The organism is Alteromonas sp. MTD1, from assembly GCF_042848195.1.
Taxonomy (GTDB): Bacteria; Pseudomonadota; Gammaproteobacteria; order Enterobacterales; family Alteromonadaceae; genus Alteromonas.
Genome location: NZ_BTGG01000006.1, coordinates 163,268 through 181,305, shown reverse-complemented (window position 1 = coordinate 181,305; position 18,038 = coordinate 163,268). Strand labels below are relative to the sequence as shown.

Here is an 18,038-nt window from a genome sequence, read left to right as displayed (position 1 = left end):
CTACTCCTTAACTATCAGTTATTCTCAAGAAAACTGTGATACCTGCTCATTGCTTCGATACTTTGTTCGTATGTAGCAAGTTTTTCGTAATTTTCACTTTGGCGTGATAACGGTTTCCAACCACCGATGTTATTTTTGATTTTCTTCTTCTGTTCATCGTCATAACCATCACGCTCAAGAATGCGATCGAGGTTTTCGAAGAAGGTATGCCGCAATCGGTGAGAGCCAATTTCATTAATGTCCGGGATTTTATTTTTTATCGCGTCAAATACAGAGCTTAGTGCTGACGTTGATAGCGGTGGATAAGGAGCATGGCTTGAAAGGATTAAATAAGGAGGCTGCTTTCGAGCAGCTTTTGGTACGCTTCTCACCACTTTGTACTGATTAATTAACTCCGCTAAGTCATTCGATATGGGTATGATTCGTTCGTCCGTCTTTTCGTGAGGGATGTCATTACGAGGATCATCGTATTTCACATTGTGTCTTGTATGAATAAAAGGTCGCTCACCATGGGCGAGTTTAGTAGTATGGCAGTTCTCAATCGTCAACGATAAAAGCTCACCCCGACGGATACCCGTTTCATAAAACAAGCGGATGATAAGACGATTACGCAATGCTGCACCTGCGCTCCATCCGAAATACTTAGGATCCTTTAGCCCTTTAAAAAGCGATGCCTGAAGTTGTATGGACAATCCTGTAACCATAGAAGCTTTGACCGTGCTCTGTTTACGCTTTTTTAACCGCGCGACAAGGCGTTGAACATTCTCTTCGATTCGTTTGTTCATAGGGTCGTTCGGCTTGCGCTTGCTCGTGGCTCGTTCGGCCATATGATCGAAATAGCCACAGCACGCATCGATACGCTGATTGAAATACTCTGCCTCTACGGGTTTTTGATTGATAGGAACAACAACGTCAGCATGCTTTGCATATCGGCCTAGATGCCTTATCAACGAAATAAAGAGTTCACCTCTGTTGAGGCCATGAAGCGCAACCTCTTCCGTTAAGTCGATTTCGAGCTTTTGTGCCCAGCGCTCAATGTGAATAACATGGCGTGTAATATTCTCTTGGGTGTTATTTGCGTGACCATCAAGAGAGATGAGGGTGTAGCGACAAATTCGGTCGATAGGCACGCCGTTATCATCAACCACAAGACAACCAACTTCATTAATACCGTCTTTTCTGACTTTACGTAACTTCATAGGCTTAAACTTTACATTTTAAGTTTGGTATATTTATAGTATCAGTGAAGGGCCTTGTCAAATTAAAGTTTACACCATAAAAACGAAAAAGCCCTTAAAAATAAGGGCTTTAAATAAATTAAGTTTACACTGTAAAGGTTGGAAAACTAGAACGGGATATCGTCATCAAAATCGAAGTCTGGCTCTGCCATTGGTGGTGTTTTAGGCTGAGACTGATTGCCGCCTTGTGGGGCTTGATTATAACCGCCACCTTGGTTTTGGTTATAACCACCTTGGCCCCCCTGTTGTTGGCCGCCTTGCTGCTGATAACCACCTTGATTTTGGTTATAGCCGCCACCTTGGTTGTTTTGCTGACGCTGATAACCACCGTTACTGCCACCGCCTTCACCACCGCGACCGCCAAGCATTTGCATTTGGTCTACGATAATTTCAGTTGTGTACTTGTCTTGACCTTGCTGATCTTGCCACTTACGCGTTTGCAATTTACCTTCAACGTAAATTTGTGAGCCCTTTTTCAGGTACTCTCCGGCAATTTCTGCTAAGCGACGATACATAGTAAGGCGGTGCCACTCAGTGCGCTCTTGAACCTGACCCTGTTGATCTTTCCAGCTTTCGCTAGTTGCTAGGCTCAAGTTCGCAACGGCGTTACCGTTAGGCATGTATCTAACTTCTGGATCATTGCCAAGGTTTCCAACAAGAATAACCTTATTAACGCCTTTCGTTGCCATTGATGTCTCCTGTAACGTATTTAATGGCTTGTTACTGCGTACTGCAACAAGCACGAAATTGTATCGGTATTAGCCGGTTAGTATATCGTATTTTATTCACGATATTGGAAGTTTTTCTGCAAAGTCCAGCTTTCCCGTTAAAAGCTAACAGAATTTTGCCAAAGCGTCTTCTGCACTTTAGAACCGTTCGTTCTAAAACAATCCTTACCACCACGCTCCGTAGAATGCGATAAGCAAAAACACCACGGCAACTGACGCAATGTTAAACCCTTTTGATGTTGAAAAATCAACAGCGCCAAGCTCCACCGCGTTCTTATGCACACCTTTCTTCTCAACTAAAGACACCACTACGGCAAGGGCAACACACAGTAAGAAAATAAGGCCAACACGGTCAATAAAAGGTAGCTCTGGCCAAAACTGTCTAAATAAAATGCTTAATACAAACGACCCTAGCGCAGCCAACAAACCACCGTTCGCTGTGGTTTGTTTCCAAAACATACCCAGCACAAACAGAGCACAAATACCCGGAGTAAAGAAACCGGTAAACTCTTGGATGTATTGGAACGCTTGGTCAAAGTTTCCAAGTAACGGCTTTGCCACCACCATGGCAATAACCAATGCAACAAAGCTCACTGTTCGGCCTACTTTTACATAGTGTTGCTGCGTTTCATTTGGGCGTTTGTCTTTATATAAATCCATCGTGAATATGGTAGACACGCTGTTGGTCATCGACGCAAGAGACGACACAATCGCAGCCACCAATGCCGCAAAGATAATACCTTTTAAGCCAATAGGCATAAGCGTCATTAAGCTTGGGTAGGCTTGGTCTGGCTTTGCAAGGTCTGGAACAATAAGAATGGCAGCGATACCAGGCAATACGACTATAAGCGGCATCAACAATTTCAAGAATGCAGCAAACGCGATACCTTTTTGTGCTTCCTGCACACTTTTAGCTGCCAAGGCACGCTGAATAATGTATTGATTGAAGCCCCAATAAGATAAATTCATTATCCACATACCGCCTATTAACACCGAGATACCGGGCAGGTCCATATAGTGCGGATTGTCTTTCGATAAAATCATGTCGAACTTTTCAGGAAGCTTGTTGGTTAAATCAATAAAGCCCTGAATGGCGCCATTACCATCACTGATAAGATTTAACGCGGTATATGACAAAAACAAGCCGCCAAATACTAACAATACCACTTGAATAATATCGGTTAGGGCAACCGCTTTAAGACCACCATAAAGTGAGTAAGCCAACGAAAAAAGACCCAAAAACATCATACCGTAAATCATGTCTACGCCGGCAATGGTGTTAATAGCTAGGGCGCCAAGCCATAGCACCGCGGTCAGGTTTACAAATACATAAACACCTAACCAAAATACCGCCATCACTTTACGTACCCTGTGATCGTAGCGCTGCTCAAGAAACTGCGGCATGGTGTAAATTTTGTGTTTAAGAAAAACCGGCAGGAAGAACTTACCTACAATAATTAGGGTAATGGCTGCCATCCATTCATACGATGCAATGGCTAAACCTAGCTGATAGCCAGAGCCAGACATACCAATGATTTGTTCCGCTGAAATATTGGCGGCAATGAGCGATGCACCGATGGCCCACCAAGGAAGGCTTGAGCCAGCTAGGAAGTAATCGTTGGTATCTTTTTCATGACCCTGTTTCTCGCGCGACACCCACCATGCAATTCCGATAAGCGCTACAACATATATCACGAACAAAGTGATATCTAATGATGCTAATTTCATAGTTATTCCCAAAGTGTTCATTTTTGGGTGCGGCGGCACTTACGTAGCGATATACGTAGTAGGGTACACAGGTGAAAATTGTATTTTTTATAATTTTAAGTATGCCACACCAGTGTTGCACCTTTAGGCAGATGCTGGTGCCAACCATATGCGATATCAATGAGTTTTGTTATTAACTTCGCGGTCGGCGTGCGATATTTGTATCACACTTTGAACGGTCGCATTAACAGAAATTAACAAGAAATATGCAAAAATGTAAAAAAAGCCGCATCAAAGATACGGCTCAAGGGACACAAACAATCGTACGGGTAGGATTGTTCTGACAAGAAAGGAATATGAGTTGGTGTATCAATTCACTGTTTAAGCAAAAGCACCTTGCGTAGCTGTGCAAACATAAATGTCTGCCTGATAGCCGGTTTCGTCGAAATACTTATTAGCTACAACTTGCTTAACAGCGTCTACTTTGTCGGTAGGAGCAAGTGCCACAACGCATCCGCCGAAACCACCGCCAGTCATACGTACACCACCGGTATTGCCGAGCACCTCATCAATAATTTCTACCAAATAATCAATAGGACGAACGGTAATTTCAAAGTCGTCACGCATCGACACATGAGACTGTGCCATGGCAGTACTCACCGTTTGAATATCGCCTACTTTAAGGGCTTCACTGGCTTCAAGGGTACGCTGGTTTTCAGTAATGATATGTTTAGCGCGTCGGTACACTACGTCTGACATGCGAGACTTTGCCTTTTCAAGCATAGTCATATTGGCTTCGCGCAAAGACGAAACACCTAGAATGGCTGCGCCTTCCTCGCACTGTTCACGTCGAAGGTTATATTCGCTGTCTACTAGTCCACGCTTAACATTCGAGTTAATAATGACTATCTGGTGTGAATCAGGTAATGGAGAATGCTGAATATCTAACGACTGGCAATCTAACAGCATCGCTTGGCCTTCATTACCCATAGCTGATATTAGCTGGTCCATAATGCCGCAAGAGCAACCCACAAAAGTGTTTTCCGCCTTCTGCCCCAGCAACGCTGCTTTAATTCCATCTAACGGTAATGCATAAAGCGCACTAAGTGCTTTAAGAATTGCAATTTCAAACGATGCTGACGAACTAAGCCCTGCACCTTGTGGCACATTTCCTGTTACCAGTAGGTTGGCACCACTAAAATCGGGCATGGCTTCTTTCAGTACTTTTACAACGCCACGAACGTAATTCGCCCAGCCTTGGTTTTCATCATACTTAATATCAGTTAATGCAAATTCGTTTTGTTGGTTGTCGTAGTCCATGGCCGTTACGTTAATAACGTCGTCGCTACGCTTCGCCGCCGCCACCCACGTACCAAAGTTAATTGCTGCGGGAAAAACAAACCCTTCGTTATAATCGGTGTGCTCGCCAATTAAATTCACGCGGCCGGGGGCATGCGCAACCAGTGCTGGCGACTCACCATAAAACTGTTGAAACGTAGCAGAAAGTGTCTGATTATCCATTCGCGTTCTCACGTTTTTTGTAATGCACATTCGACAGTGCTTTTAGCCTATTTGCTGCTTGTTCTGGCGTTAAATCGCGCTGCGCTTCGGCCATCATTTCATAACCCACCATGAATTTACGCACGCTGGCAGATCGAAGCAACGGCGGGAAAAAGTGTGCATGAAGCGTCCACTCTGGATGTGCGTTATCATCGAACGGTGCACTGTGCCACCCCATCGAGTAAGGGAAAGACGTTTCAAATAAATTGTCGTATCGCGCAGTAATATCGCCAATAATTTGAGCGAGGCTAAAAGACTGTTCGTCGTTTAATTCATGCATCGACTGCACATTAAATCGTGGGAGAAGAAGTGTTTCAAAAGGCCACGCTGCCCAATAAGGCACTACCACTACCCAATGTTCGTTTAAGCACACGACACGCTCATTTTTACTGACTTCTTGCTCAGCGTAGTCCAATAACATTGGCGTGTTGTTGTCGTTAAAATATTGCGTTAGCTGAACGAGTTTTTTGGCTGGATCAGAAGGGATGTGCTTCTGGGCCCACACTTGTCCGTGAGGATGAGGGTTTGAGCACCCCATCATTGCGCCTTTATTTTCGAATACCTGAACCCAGCAATAATCTTCACTTAGCTCGGCAGTTTGCTGCTTCCAACAATTTACTACGTCAACACGCTCTTCATCGCTTAGTTCGGGTAATGTTTTGCTGTGATCAGGTGAAAAGCAAATTACACGACTACAGCCTTGTTCCGTTTCAAATTGAAATAAGCCGTTCTTTTCGCTTGTTACTTCGGTGTCTTTCTTTAAAGCAGCAAAGTCGTTCTCAAAAACAAAAGTACCTGTGTACGCCGGATTTACTTCGCCATTCACTCTTTTATTACCAGGGCACAGGTAACAGGTTGAGTCGTAAGAAGGCTTTTGTTCGTTATCCGGTTCGTCAGACTGGCCCTGCCAAGGACGTTTAGCGCGATGCGGAGATATAAGAACCCACTCACCCAGTAAAGGATTAAATCGGCGGTGCGGATCATTTGTTGGGTCGAATGGCGTTGCCATAATCACTCTCTCAGAAAGGCGTTACAAAACTTGCTCTTAAACTTTTAGATTGAAACGGGTTAAACGTTTACCCAACAATAGTATATCAAGAATAGATGTTTATCAAACCCACAGCAAAGAAAATTAAATGTTAATTTAATAACATTTAATTTTCTTTTGGTATGTAGTAAGCAGCTATTAGGTTACTGAACAGAGAATTGATAGCGAAAGTTTGCATGTAGTGTTTCGCCAGGCTGCACTATACAGTTGGGAAACTGCGCTTTGTTAGGTGCATCGGGAAATTGCTGAGGCTCTAGACAAAATGCGCCAAGTTGTTGGGGTGAAGATAATGACCCGGTGTAAAACTGCAGGCCAGGGAGATTGGTGAAAAGCGCCATGGAAATGCCGGTATCTTCAGCCTTTACCAAGGCTTGCATCGCATTTTCTGCCGATGTGTTTAATACGTAGTTGTGATCGTACCCGCCCACCATCTTGTAAAGTGCTGAAGCCGGTGAACTAGCCGCTTTTTCTTTAATAACAGACAGTTCACGGAAGTCGAATTCGGTACCCTCTACTGATACTAATTCTCCTGTTGGCAACAGTGTCTCGTCAGCATCGGTTACTTGGTCAGCATCAATATAAAGCAGTGTATTACCTATGGTCTTTTCATTACCCAATGTGAAATATGCATGCTGCGTAAAGCTCATCGGCGTGGCTTTGTCTGTGTTTGCTGTAATGTGAAGTGACAGTTCGTTGTCATTGTTCAATGTGTAATGAGCGGCTACCGACACATTTCCAGGAAATCCCCCTTCACCATCTGGACTATTAAGTGTAAAGGTTACACTTACACTGTCTTCTGATTCACTGTTCTCTGGTTCACTGTATTGTCCATGCCATACTTTTTTGTGAAACCCAGCAAGTCCGCCATGTAAGTTGTGCTCACCGCCGTTTTTATCCAGTTGGTACAGTTGCCCATCGAGCGAAAATTTACCCTGCCCTATCCTATTTGCATATCGTCCTACGATGGCGCCGCGATAACTCTCATCATTGATGTATTCTTGTAGCGTGTTAAAGGTTTGAACACAGTGTTTCTGATTACCGTGTTTATCAAGCAGCACAATTTCTTTAATAATTCCGCCATAGTTCAAAAGCGCAACTTTCATTCCGTTGGTATTATTTAGCACGTACTGATAAACCGTAGCACCGTCAATTTCACCGAATGTAGAAACATCTACTTTCATAACAATTTTTTAACCTTTAGCTGAGCTGGCAAACGATGCGACGTAACAACTAGTACGTGTTTGATTTCAAAACACCGCGTATTGTTGTACAGGTAGCATCTTTTTTTCACCTAATAATGCTTTGAGGTTATACGTTTTCCATTGTTTTTAATAGTGTATTTGCCAATAAATACGTATGTAACGGCTTTGTACTAAAGTTTGCACTACTTTCACTGCTGTAAACTCGTAGAACCTTATCTTTTTATGTAAATATAATGTACGCTAGTGGTTCATTACTTACATAATGCCTACCTGTAATGTGCCCATCACGAAGGTTGGCCTAAAAACCCTAATAAGAAATAGCAACAAGCATGGCAACAATAAAAGATATCGCTCAAGCAGCGGGTGTATCACTGGCGACGGTTTCACGAGTCATTAATAACGGACCTAAGGTAGGCGATGACACGCGCAAACGCGTTAAAAAAATAATGCAGGAAATGGGCTATCGTCCGAACGCTAACGCTCGAGCATTGGTTACAAAACGAAGTGCATCGCTTGGCGTTGTTATCGCCGAACTTCACGACCCCTTCTTTGCCATGCTGGCGCACGGCGTTGAGTCTGTTACACGCAAGAACAACGTGCAAATACTGTTAAGTGCTGGGTCTATCGAAAAAGAGACTGAGCTACAAGCCATTGAAACACTACTTGAGCATCGGGTAGAAGCAATGGTTGTGCACAGTAAAGCGCTTGACGATGATACGCTGATTGGGTTTGCGAACCAAGTACCAGGCTTTGTACTGATAAATCGCTACATTCCCGAAATTGCTAATCGCTGCGTATGGTTAGATAACATAACTGGCGGCCGTCTTATGGCTGAGCATGCGATTAACCAAGGTCATCAAAACTTGGCGGTTATAAGCAGTCAATATCGAATAGACGACCCAAATCATCGTTTAGAGGGCATTAAAAATGCCGTGGACACCGCTGGTTTGTCGTTGCCGGAAAGCATGATTGAATACGCCACACCTGATCAGGAAGGTGGCGAACTGGCTATGCAAAACTTGCTAGCAACTGGTGCTAAGTTTACTGCCGTATTGGCCTATAACGATGCTATGGCATCGGGTGCAATGACAATGCTTCAAGACCACGGAATTGCAGTGCCCGAGCACGTTTCTGTAATGGGGTACGACGATGTATTACTCGCAAAGTATTGTCGCCCTAAGCTGACAACGCTGCGCTACCCAGTTGAAATGATGGCCTCCAAGGCAGCCGAGCTTGCACTTAAATATGCATCGGGCAGTACGCCTGAAGACGGGCTTACTTTCAAATACACACCCACCATTGTGAAACGAGAGTCTATGGTGCGGGTGTAATCGACAGACGGTTCTAGTCGGTAAGTTCTTTCAATCGCTATAACCTTCTAATCGATTATTACTGGAGTTTAGTGGCAGCTCAATTCTAAAAATTTCATTACGTCAATCTATTGACAATACAAGGGTGTTGATCGTGTTGGAAAGTTTTTATCCCCAATCGTGAAAATCGCACGATCCTTCATCTAAGTTCGATCAAATTCAATCACGATCGGCATTTATCCTGCTGTACCACTTGATTTTACTGAAAAGCCGTGATCGGACCAGATATCCCGAGTAAGATCGTGATCTGTTGTTCCACATAGCTATTAACAGAGTTACCAACAAGGTTTTCCACTATTTATCCACAGGTAAAAAAAGCGTCAATTTACTGTGTGAAACGCGTAATGAATTGTTTGTATTCTGCAATTGCATAATCTGATTTCAGCGTTGCTTTGTGGGTTGCACCTGGCACTACTGAAATATATTTTTGCGAACTTGCGGCAGTTTCTAATAGCTGTTGGCTGATAGGGTAAGGCGTAATTTTGTCAGCTTCGCCTACAAGTAACCAAAGCGGGCCATCGTAATGACGAAGAATAGGCGCTATCTGCATGCTGTGTACTTCGTCATGCAGCTTCATACGCGTTATGGCGTTTGAAAAACCAGGCATTATGTTAGCAATTAAGTCGGAAATATCGTTAAACGCACCATCAAGGACTAGCGCATTAACATTGCGATTTGCAGCCACATGACTGGCAAAATAACTTCCAAATCCTCTGCCGTGAACAATAGTGGGCAGTGAACTATCAAACGTTGTCACGGCATAATCATACTGCGTAAGCGCATCTTGTTTGATAGCGTTTATGCTTAAGTTCATCGCTTTGTCACTGGCACCAACGCCTTGGTAGTCAAGCCATAGTATGTTGGCAGGCAACTGCCCTAAGCGATGAATAACACTGTTATTTTCGCTAATTGCCATACGGTTATCTGCAAAAAACACAACATTTACTATAGGATTAGGGTAAGAAACCGCCACGCCTCTAAGTATTAGCCCTTGCGTGTTCTCTATTTCAACACGTGTAATACCCGCAGACGTTTTATCGTTTTGAATAGACGCGTGAAGCTTTGTTGTGTCTAGAGGTTTAGTGGCGCTGTCTTGATAAAAAAACGCTGATGGTGTGACATTAATAGCACAGCCACAAAGCGTAATAACGCCTAAGAAAAGGTAAAGCGCTCGACTAGTTTTCATTATAGGGACACTGTCCGTGCTGTCTAAATGTTAGACTTTACATGCTATGCCAACTGAAACAGTTTGCAACAGTTGTTGTGTTTAACGCCCTTAAATAATTTCTTATACTTAAGAATAAATAAGTAGGGCAAGTGCATAAAGACGCCTCCCAGCAAAACAAACAAGAAGAATCTCCTTATGACGACTTCGCATTTTCACGCTACGCCATTCTCTCAGCTTTTTGCCAAGTTATTCCGTACGGCACTTATTTGTGCATCTGTTACGGCGATTGTAGCGTGCGAGTCGACACCAATGCCTGTACTCGACTCTACGCTAATACCTGAAGCTCAACGAAAGGGTTACCAAGCAAGTATGTCTAAAGCAAAAGCGTGTCCGCTTCACTTAGATGAACTTACTGACATACGCGCTAGCAAAGACTTACTGGTAGGTAGTAATAGTGTTTCGGAAGATGCGCTGTACGGCTTTTTAGAGCAAAGCTTACTAGACATGAATGTTGCGCCAACGGTTGAAAGTAACAACAGCGTTAAAGTGGCCCTTGAAAAAGCGTTTGTAAAAACACTGGGCAACAACCTAATGGCGATTGTGGTAATAAATGTTCAATACAAACCGCACTATGCAGACGAGTTTTCACCCGAAGTGTCGTACAGAGGGCAAAGCGTAAAAGTGAATACAAACAGTGACAACGACGACTACGCCTTAGTGGCAAAAGGTGCTGTAAAAGAAGCGATTCACAAAGCTACACAGCGCGTTAAGTCGTCACTATTGCACCAATGTGACGACCCAGTAGACAGTATTGCGGGATTAAACTAGCCGTTAAGGGCTTTGTAGTCGTTGAAGACTCTTTAGCCGTTGCAGACTATTTAGCCGTTGAGAGCTTTTTTAGCCGTTAAGGACTTTTCTAGCCGCGACGGCATCAAAGTCGCGGTCAACCTTTAGATATACCGCGCCATTTTCAGGGCTAAGCGTTGCCTCTAGTACACCGGGCACCAGTAGTAGGTCGTGCGTAATCTTAGGGTGCTTGGTCTCATTGAAATCACCGTGCATCATTACACGTTTTACGCGGCTAACTTCTTTCATGCCGCTTAATATGCTTAACCATAAAATAGTGCTAATTGCGCCCACAAGGTACGCCATTTCAGGTGTCCATATATCGGTGACTACGCCAGACAGCACACCACCAAGAAACGCTCCAAAGAATTGGAAACTGGCATAAATGCCCATAGCTGTTCCCTTTTGACCTGCAGGTGCAATGCTTGAAACAAGCGCAGGGAAATTGGCTTCTAGATAATTGAAGCCGGTAAAGAAAAGTACAACTGCAGCGGTTATCATCCACCAACTTTGTGCTTGAAACGCCAGCATAGTAAATGCAGAGCCCATCAACATTACGCCGGCAAGAAGCAAAGATTTAGGGGTTCTTCCTCGCGCTATTCCCATCATTATCACTAAGCCAACAATAGAAATACCTAACACAGGAACATACACAGTCCAGTGCTCTGCTAGTGAGATGTCGAAGTTTAAAAGCGTAACGGGAAGCTGCACAAAAAGCAGCGTTATAAGCATGTGCAGCAACATAACGCTTACGTTTAAACGCCATAACTGAGGAGATAAGAAAAGTCGTTTTAACTGGCCTTGTTGAGGAAGCGTGTCGCCGCTACTTAGCTGTTCACCATTAGGTACAACCCATTTCACCAATGGCATGCATAGCACCGCTAGCAGACCTGTGATAGCAAATACGCCCGCCAAACCATAACTATTGGCAATAAGCGGCCCAACAATTACCGCTAAATAAAAGGAAAAGCCAATAGCAATACCAATAATGGCAAGTACTTTAGCCCGCTGGCTTTCTCGGCTTACATCGGTGGCTAACGCCATAATGGCGCCAGCGATTGCACCAGCGCCTTGCAAAATACGCCCTACAATCATCATCGCCATGCTATCAGCTTGCGCGGCAATAAAGCTGCCCACGGCAAAAACACTAAGCCCAAGCAATATGACTGGCTTGCGGCCCCATTTGTCAGACATCATGCCCATGGGAATTTGTAGCGCCGCCTGAGTTAAGCCATAGCCACCAACGGCCAGCCCAACGAACAAAGGAGAGTAATCAGGATAGTCCATGGCAGCGACAGCGAGCACGGGCATCACCATGAACAAACCCATCATGCGCAAAACATAAACCGATGCTAGCGCCAACGCAGCGCGTAATTCCAAAGCGTTCAAAGCAGCTGTATTCCTCAAAAAATCAAAACTGAAGCTCAGCGCCCCAGAGTAAGTTACTCTGCGGCAAAAATACGGTGCAGGAGTGTAGCATAAATTGTATTGCTTCCCACGTACCTTAACGCGGATTAATTCGCACACTTCTAGTAAGTTAATTCAACGCATCGAATTCCACGCGTTGTAGACAATGCAATGTGATCTCCACACTAAACACGCAGTATAACTTGATTGTCATATCACTTTAGTTGACACCTATGGCATACTGATTCTTTTTCTCACACTTTTATTCTCACTTAGGCTTCAATGGATAAAATCGAAATTCGCGGTGCCCGCACCCACAATCTGAAAAACATCGATTTAACACTGCCACGAGACAAACTGGTGGTAATTACCGGCCTTTCTGGCTCGGGCAAATCGTCTCTTGCATTCGATACGCTGTACGCTGAGGGCCAGCGCCGTTACGTTGAATCGTTATCGGCCTATGCGCGTCAATTCCTTTCCATGATGGAAAAGCCAGATGTTGATCATATTGAGGGCCTGTCGCCGGCAATATCCATTGAGCAAAAATCAACATCGCACAACCCTCGCTCAACCGTGGGCACCATTACAGAAATTTACGACTACCTACGTTTGATGTTCGCTCGCGTAGGAACGCCGCGTTGCCCAGACCATGATGTGCCTTTGGATGCACAAACGGTAAGCCAAATGGTAGACAAGGTGTTGGCAATGCCTGAAGGTAGCAAGCTAATGCTGCTGGCGCCTATTGTGAAAGATCGAAAAGGTGAACACGTTAAAACCTTGCAGAATCTTTCTGCCCAAGGTTTTATTCGCGCTCGTATAGACGGTGAAGTGTGCGATTTATCCGATCCACCGCCACTAGACCTGCATAAAAAGCACACCATTGAAGTGGTTGTAGACCGTTTCAAGGTACGCGACGACATGGCACTGCGTTTGTCTGAATCGTTTGAAACCGCCCTTTCACTTGCTGGCGGTAACGCTGTAGTTGCCGACATGGACGATAAAGACGCTGAAGAAATTGTATTCTCGGCTAATTTTGCCTGTCCGCACTGTGGCTACAGCTTAAGTGAACTAGAACCTCGCTTGTTCTCTTTCAACAATCCTGCTGGTGCTTGCCCTACATGTGATGGTCTAGGCACACGACAGTTCTTCGACCCTGCCCGCGTTGTTGGCAATACTGAATTAAGTTTATCCGGCGGCGCTATTAGAGGCTGGGATAAACGCAGCTATTACTACTTCCAAATGCTGCAAGCAGTGGCTGACCATTACGAATTCAGTTTAACAGACCCTTTTGAAAGCCTAGATGAAAAGCACAAAGACATCGTGCTATACGGCTCAAAGGGCAAGTCTCTTTCGTTTAAGTACATTAACGAGCGCGGCGATATTATGGAGCGTAAGCACCCTTTCGAGGGCATTATTCCGAATATGGAGCGTCGCTACCGTGAAACCGAGTCTAACTCGGTGCGAGAAGAGCTAGCAAAATACTTAAGCCAACAGCCCTGTAACAGTTGTGATGGTACACGCCTTCGCGTGGAAGCGCGAAACGTGTTTATTGAAGGCACAAACTTACCTGCCATCGCCGATATGTCTATTGCCGATGCGTTCGATTTTTTCGAAACACTGAGCCTTGCAGGGCAAAAAGCGCAAATTGCTGAAAAGATTTTAAAAGAGATAATGGACCGCCTTCGTTTCTTAGTAAACGTGGGGCTTAATTATCTGTCTATGTCGCGTAGTGCCGACACGCTATCGGGTGGTGAAGCGCAGCGTATTCGTTTAGCGAGCCAAATAGGTGCGGGTTTGGTAGGCGTAATGTACGTGCTTGACGAACCGTCTATCGGTTTGCACCAGCGTGACAATGAACGCCTATTATCAACGCTTACGCATTTGCGAGATTTAGGTAATACCGTGCTTGTGGTAGAGCACGACGAAGATGCAATCCGCGAAGCAGACTACATTGTTGATATTGGACCTGGTGCTGGTGTGCACGGCGGGCAGATTATTGCTGAGGGCTCGCTAGACGATATCAAAAACAGTGAAGACTCACTTACTGGGAAATACCTTTCTGGCAGGGAGAAGATTGACGTTCCAGCTTCCCGCACACCAGTAAAAGACAATCATTGGTTAGAGTTAAAAGGCGCAACAGGTAACAATTTACAATCGGTCGACCTGCGCATTCCTACCGGGGTAATGACTTGTGTAACCGGTGTGTCGGGCTCAGGTAAATCTACGCTTATTAACGATACATTTTATAAGATAGCTCAGCGAGAGCTTAACAAAGCCACCACGTCTGAACCTGCCCCGCATAAATCTATGACGGGTTTGGAACATCTAGACAAAGTGGTCGATATCGACCAGAGCCCCATTGGAAGAACACCACGTTCAAACCCTGCAACCTACGCAGGCATTTTCACGCCTATTCGTGAAATGTTTGCTGGTACCCAAGAGTCACGCTCTCGCGGTTATAAGCCAGGACGTTTCAGTTTCAACGTTAAGGGCGGCCGCTGTGAAGCATGTCAGGGTGACGGTGTCATTAAGGTTGAAATGCACTTCTTACCCGACGTATACGTTCCTTGTGATGTATGCCAGGGCAAACGCTACAACCGTGAAACCTTGGAGATTAAATACAAAGATAAGAACATTCATGAAGTATTAGAAATGACCGTTGAAGACGCTCGCACGTTCTTCGATGCGATTCCTTCGATTGCCCGAAAACTGCAAACGCTGATGGATGTTGGCTTGTCTTATATCCGACTAGGACAAGCTGCAACCACGTTATCAGGTGGTGAAGCGCAACGTGTAAAATTGGCAAAAGAGTTGTCAAAAAGAGACACTGGCCAAACACTTTATATTCTGGATGAACCGACAACAGGTCTTCATTTCCACGATATTAAACAACTACTTGCGGTACTTCACAGGCTGCGCGATCACGGTAATACCGTGGTGGTTATTGAGCATAACCTTGATGTAATTAAAACGGCTGACTGGATTGTGGACTTGGGTCCAGAGGGTGGATCCGGAGGTGGCCAGATTATTGCAGAGGGAACACCGGAGCATGTGGCTGAACAAGACGTTTCACATACAGGTCGTTTCTTAAAGCCCATGCTGTAACAAGCTAAAAGAGCGTGCTTTTATCAATCTAAGCGGCATTACGCAGTGAAAACGTGTGTTTTGTCGCAAAAATTCATAAAAGTGGCGCTGGTCAGAGCTTGTTTTGGGATTTCCTAAGATAGGATAGTAAACGTATTTGCATTAAGCATTGCCGGAGCAATAAAGAATGAATCAAACGCCACCACTTGCCCTTGTTAAAACTTGGTACCACCTACTGTCTTCATCGGAAGACAATGACGTGAAAGCGCGTGCTCAAGAGATGTTGTTAAAAGCGTTTGAGTCTCCTGAGGCAATCGCGATGTACCTTAAAGAGCACAACATCCTTAAGCACTAGGGCCTTAAATACTTAGCGCTACCCTAGTTTGCCCTATCGGTTAGGCACCATGTAGATAAGCCTAACTAACCAAGGCAACATCAGATTCAAAAAAAGCGTTAGCCCTTTGTGGGTTAACGCTTTTTTCATTGTGCTACTGATGCTTCGCCGCTTGAATCGCCAACCCTTCACACACCGAGTTAAACGCATCGTTCTCTAAACGCGGCAGCCCTGTTAGAAGCTCTTCATATAAGGCGTCAACCACAATAGGCGACAAGCTCATCCCGCCTGTAATCATTACCACCTCGGGCTTTTCAGTGCTATTTGCTAAACATTCAACAACTAGCGCTTTTACTTTATCAAGCCACGGCTTTAATGCTTTTTTCAGCGCATCTTGTGAAATTTCAACAGTAAAGTCATCTTCAATATAAGTAAGCGGTAACGTTATATTTTGCTTGCTGGATAGCAGCTCTTTGGCAAGGCGAGCCGAATTCACTACCCGTGCCGACAGTTTATTTTCTTGAACAATTAGCAAACGTTCTAATTGTGCAGGCTCTTTAATGACCGACATGGTTTGTGAAATATCTAGCCCATAGTCATCTGAGAAAAAGCGAGTAAGCGCAGGAATATTGTCTACTGCACACATGTCGGAAAAATAGGTAGGCGGAACAGGCAGCCCGTTTATCATTTTAAGCCCCATTCCCATTTCAGGCGCAATAGCTTTAAGTACTAAGCTTTTATCGCAATCCATTCCACCTAAACGACGCCCCGTTACCGACAGTACATCGTCTTTTCGATCGAGCAGATTTGAGCGCTCTGGCGACAATTTAATACTGCAGATATCGGTTGTACCGCCGCCGATATCAACAATAAGTGTGGTGGTGTCTTTTGGCAGTGTTTGTTCAATTTTATATGCCGCGGCTATAGGCTCATCCAAGAAATTCACACCAGTAAAGCCAGCTTTAGTAGCAGCTTCGGTCATAATTTGTATAGCTTGGGCATTACCTTCTTCACCACGCGTGCCGTGGAACTTAACGGGTCTACCTATTACCGCGCTGTGAACCTGCTTACCTAACTGCTGTTCTGCACACTGCTTAAAATACGCAAGCTGCTTTGCAATAATGCCAATAAACGCCTGCTTTTGATCACCATCAAGCGACGCGCCAAGAAAGTTCTTTGGCGAGTAAATTAATCTGCCCTTATCAGGCATTTTTAAAAAGCGACGAAAGCCTTCTTCACCAAACGCAAATTTTCCGTGTTCTACCAAACGAAGTAATGGAATTTCATCAAGCGACATAGCATGCATAAGCTGCGCAATGGCTTTTCTTTGCAGTGCTGGCTTGTTGTGAAGGTCGCCGCGCAATGAATCGATGCGGTCGCTGTACATGGCCTGCTCTTTTGGATCTTTAGCCGAATAGTAGCCGTCTTTCGCTTTATCGATTTGATCATTGATAGCGCGCTGTAGCTGCGACACTTTCGCCTCTACCATAGCATCAGGCGGTGGCGGCAATTCATCTTCAAAATAGATAAATACCGAAGAGCGAATCTTATTCCCTTTCTTATCTAGTGGGTCAAGCTTGATGTGTTGATGGGTGCTACCATCAAAATATACAGCTTCAGAATTTGATGTACCGTAGTCAATCCCAATTGCAGTCATAATTTGTTCGCTTAAATCATTTCGCATTAAACACAGTGATGCGCGATTGTAAGGAAAAGCGTTTGTGCTTTCTACCGTTGGTTTTCTTCAAATGTTTTTAGGCATGCTCTACAAACACTCTGGTTTAATTCCGTGAAGCCCTAGGACTTGTGCACATTGGTTGCCATACTCTAAACAAAGAATGTTAAGCCATGGCGATTTTGCGCTGAAAAGCCGTCGCCTTAGTGCTAAAGTGGTGATATTAAAACCAAAAAAGTCCTACACACGTTATGACAGATACAGCACCTTTAGTAACGTCTTTTGACGTACGTTTTTGTGAAACAGACGCCCTGCAGCACGTAAGTAATACCGCGTTAGTTGCATGGTTTGAAGCTGCGCGCGAGCCCATTTTTCGCATGTTTACGCCCGAGCTTGATTTACAGAACTGGCCGCTTATTTTAGCAAGCTACAAAGTAGACTTTCTTGCCCAGATTTTTTACGGCAAACCCGTTACGGTAAAAACCTATATAAGCCGTTTAGGCAACAGCGCTTTCGATGTATTTCAGGAACTTTGGCAAGACGAAAAGTTATGCTCGACAGGCATCACCACCATGGTGCATTTCGATTATAAAACACAGCGCTCTGCGCCCATTCCTGATGACATAAAAGCAGAACTTCAAAGTCATTTTAAAACACTAGAAACCAAATAA

At 44.6% G+C, this 18,038-nt stretch carries 14 protein-coding genes; 5 read left to right on the top strand and 9 right to left on the bottom strand.

The features are described from left to right. Positions 1-14: 14 nt before the first annotated feature. The 6 genes from ACGHAV_RS09865 to ACGHAV_RS09840 all read right to left on the bottom strand — a co-directional run bounded on the left by ACGHAV_RS09865 (position 15) and on the right by ACGHAV_RS09840 (position 7,462). Positions 15-1,199 carry a tyrosine-type recombinase/integrase gene (locus tag ACGHAV_RS09865; RefSeq protein WP_390379762.1) on the bottom strand — a complete coding sequence of 395 codons (1,185 nt, stop codon included), beginning with the start codon at positions 1,197-1,199 and terminating at the stop codon, positions 15-17. A gap of 146 nt (positions 1,200-1,345) precedes the next feature. Then, complete coding sequence (locus ACGHAV_RS09860; protein WP_390379759.1) at positions 1,346-1,927, bottom strand: single-stranded DNA-binding protein; 582 nt, start codon at positions 1,925-1,927, stop codon at positions 1,346-1,348. 204 nt (positions 1,928-2,131) lie between these two features. Beyond that, positions 2,132-3,694, bottom strand: a complete 1,563-nt coding sequence (locus ACGHAV_RS09855; RefSeq protein ID WP_390379756.1) for a sodium/sugar symporter — start codon at positions 3,692-3,694, stop codon at positions 2,132-2,134. A 360-nt stretch (positions 3,695-4,054) separates the two neighbouring features. After that, on the bottom strand, positions 4,055-5,194 hold the full coding sequence (gene galK / locus ACGHAV_RS09850) for a galactokinase (RefSeq protein ID WP_390379753.1): 1,140 nt from the start codon (positions 5,192-5,194) through the stop codon (positions 4,055-4,057). Beyond that, the gene (locus tag ACGHAV_RS09845; protein WP_390379750.1) at positions 5,187-6,242 is read right to left on the bottom strand and encodes a UDP-glucose--hexose-1-phosphate uridylyltransferase; all 1,056 of its coding nucleotides are present in this window, start codon (positions 6,240-6,242) and stop codon (positions 5,187-5,189) included. Before ACGHAV_RS09845 ends, galK begins: the two co-directional genes overlap by 8 nt. Positions 6,243-6,424: 182 nt before the next feature. After that, the gene (locus ACGHAV_RS09840; RefSeq protein ID WP_390379747.1) at positions 6,425-7,462 is read right to left on the bottom strand and encodes an aldose epimerase family protein; all 1,038 of its coding nucleotides are present in this window, start codon (positions 7,460-7,462) and stop codon (positions 6,425-6,427) included. Between the two features lie 350 nt (positions 7,463-7,812). Between ACGHAV_RS09840 and ACGHAV_RS09835 the strand changes: the two genes are divergently transcribed. Next, complete coding sequence (locus ACGHAV_RS09835) at positions 7,813-8,814, top strand: LacI family DNA-binding transcriptional regulator (protein WP_390379745.1); 1,002 nt, start codon at positions 7,813-7,815, stop codon at positions 8,812-8,814. Between the two features lie 364 nt (positions 8,815-9,178). On the opposite strand, the gene ACGHAV_RS09830 is transcribed toward ACGHAV_RS09835, so the two are convergent. Next, positions 9,179-10,039 carry an alpha/beta hydrolase gene (locus ACGHAV_RS09830; protein ID WP_390379742.1) on the bottom strand — a complete coding sequence of 287 codons (861 nt, stop codon included), beginning with the start codon at positions 10,037-10,039 and terminating at the stop codon, positions 9,179-9,181. A 177-nt stretch (positions 10,040-10,216) separates the two neighbouring features. Between ACGHAV_RS09830 and ACGHAV_RS09825 the strand changes: the two genes are divergently transcribed. Beyond that, positions 10,217-10,849, top strand: a complete 633-nt coding sequence (locus tag ACGHAV_RS09825) for a hypothetical protein (RefSeq protein ID WP_390379739.1) — start codon at positions 10,217-10,219, stop codon at positions 10,847-10,849. A 69-nt stretch (positions 10,850-10,918) separates the two neighbouring features. Here ACGHAV_RS09825 and ACGHAV_RS09820 read toward each other — a convergent pair whose 3' ends face one another. Continuing rightward, positions 10,919-12,256 (bottom strand): MFS transporter, encoded by a 1,338-nt coding sequence (locus ACGHAV_RS09820; protein WP_390379736.1) that lies wholly within the window; start codon positions 12,254-12,256, stop codon positions 10,919-10,921. A gap of 300 nt (positions 12,257-12,556) precedes the next feature. Between ACGHAV_RS09820 and uvrA the strand changes: the two genes are divergently transcribed. Next, complete coding sequence (uvrA, locus tag ACGHAV_RS09815; RefSeq protein ID WP_390379733.1) at positions 12,557-15,379, top strand: excinuclease ABC subunit UvrA; 2,823 nt, start codon at positions 12,557-12,559, stop codon at positions 15,377-15,379. Positions 15,380-15,545: 166 nt separating this feature from the next. Continuing rightward, a complete protein-coding gene (locus tag ACGHAV_RS09810) occupies positions 15,546-15,713 on the top strand; it encodes a hypothetical protein (RefSeq protein ID WP_196494310.1) in 168 nt (55 codons plus the stop codon). Between the two features lie 133 nt (positions 15,714-15,846). Here the strand turns inward: ACGHAV_RS09810 and ACGHAV_RS09805 are convergent, their stop codons facing one another. Beyond that, positions 15,847-17,349 (bottom strand): Hsp70 family protein, encoded by a 1,503-nt coding sequence (locus ACGHAV_RS09805; RefSeq protein ID WP_390379730.1) that lies wholly within the window; start codon positions 17,347-17,349, stop codon positions 15,847-15,849. Between the two features lie 269 nt (positions 17,350-17,618). Between ACGHAV_RS09805 and ACGHAV_RS09800 the strand changes: the two genes are divergently transcribed. Beyond that, positions 17,619-18,038 carry an acyl-CoA thioesterase gene (locus tag ACGHAV_RS09800; RefSeq protein WP_390379727.1) on the top strand — a complete coding sequence of 140 codons (420 nt, stop codon included), beginning with the start codon at positions 17,619-17,621 and terminating at the stop codon, positions 18,036-18,038.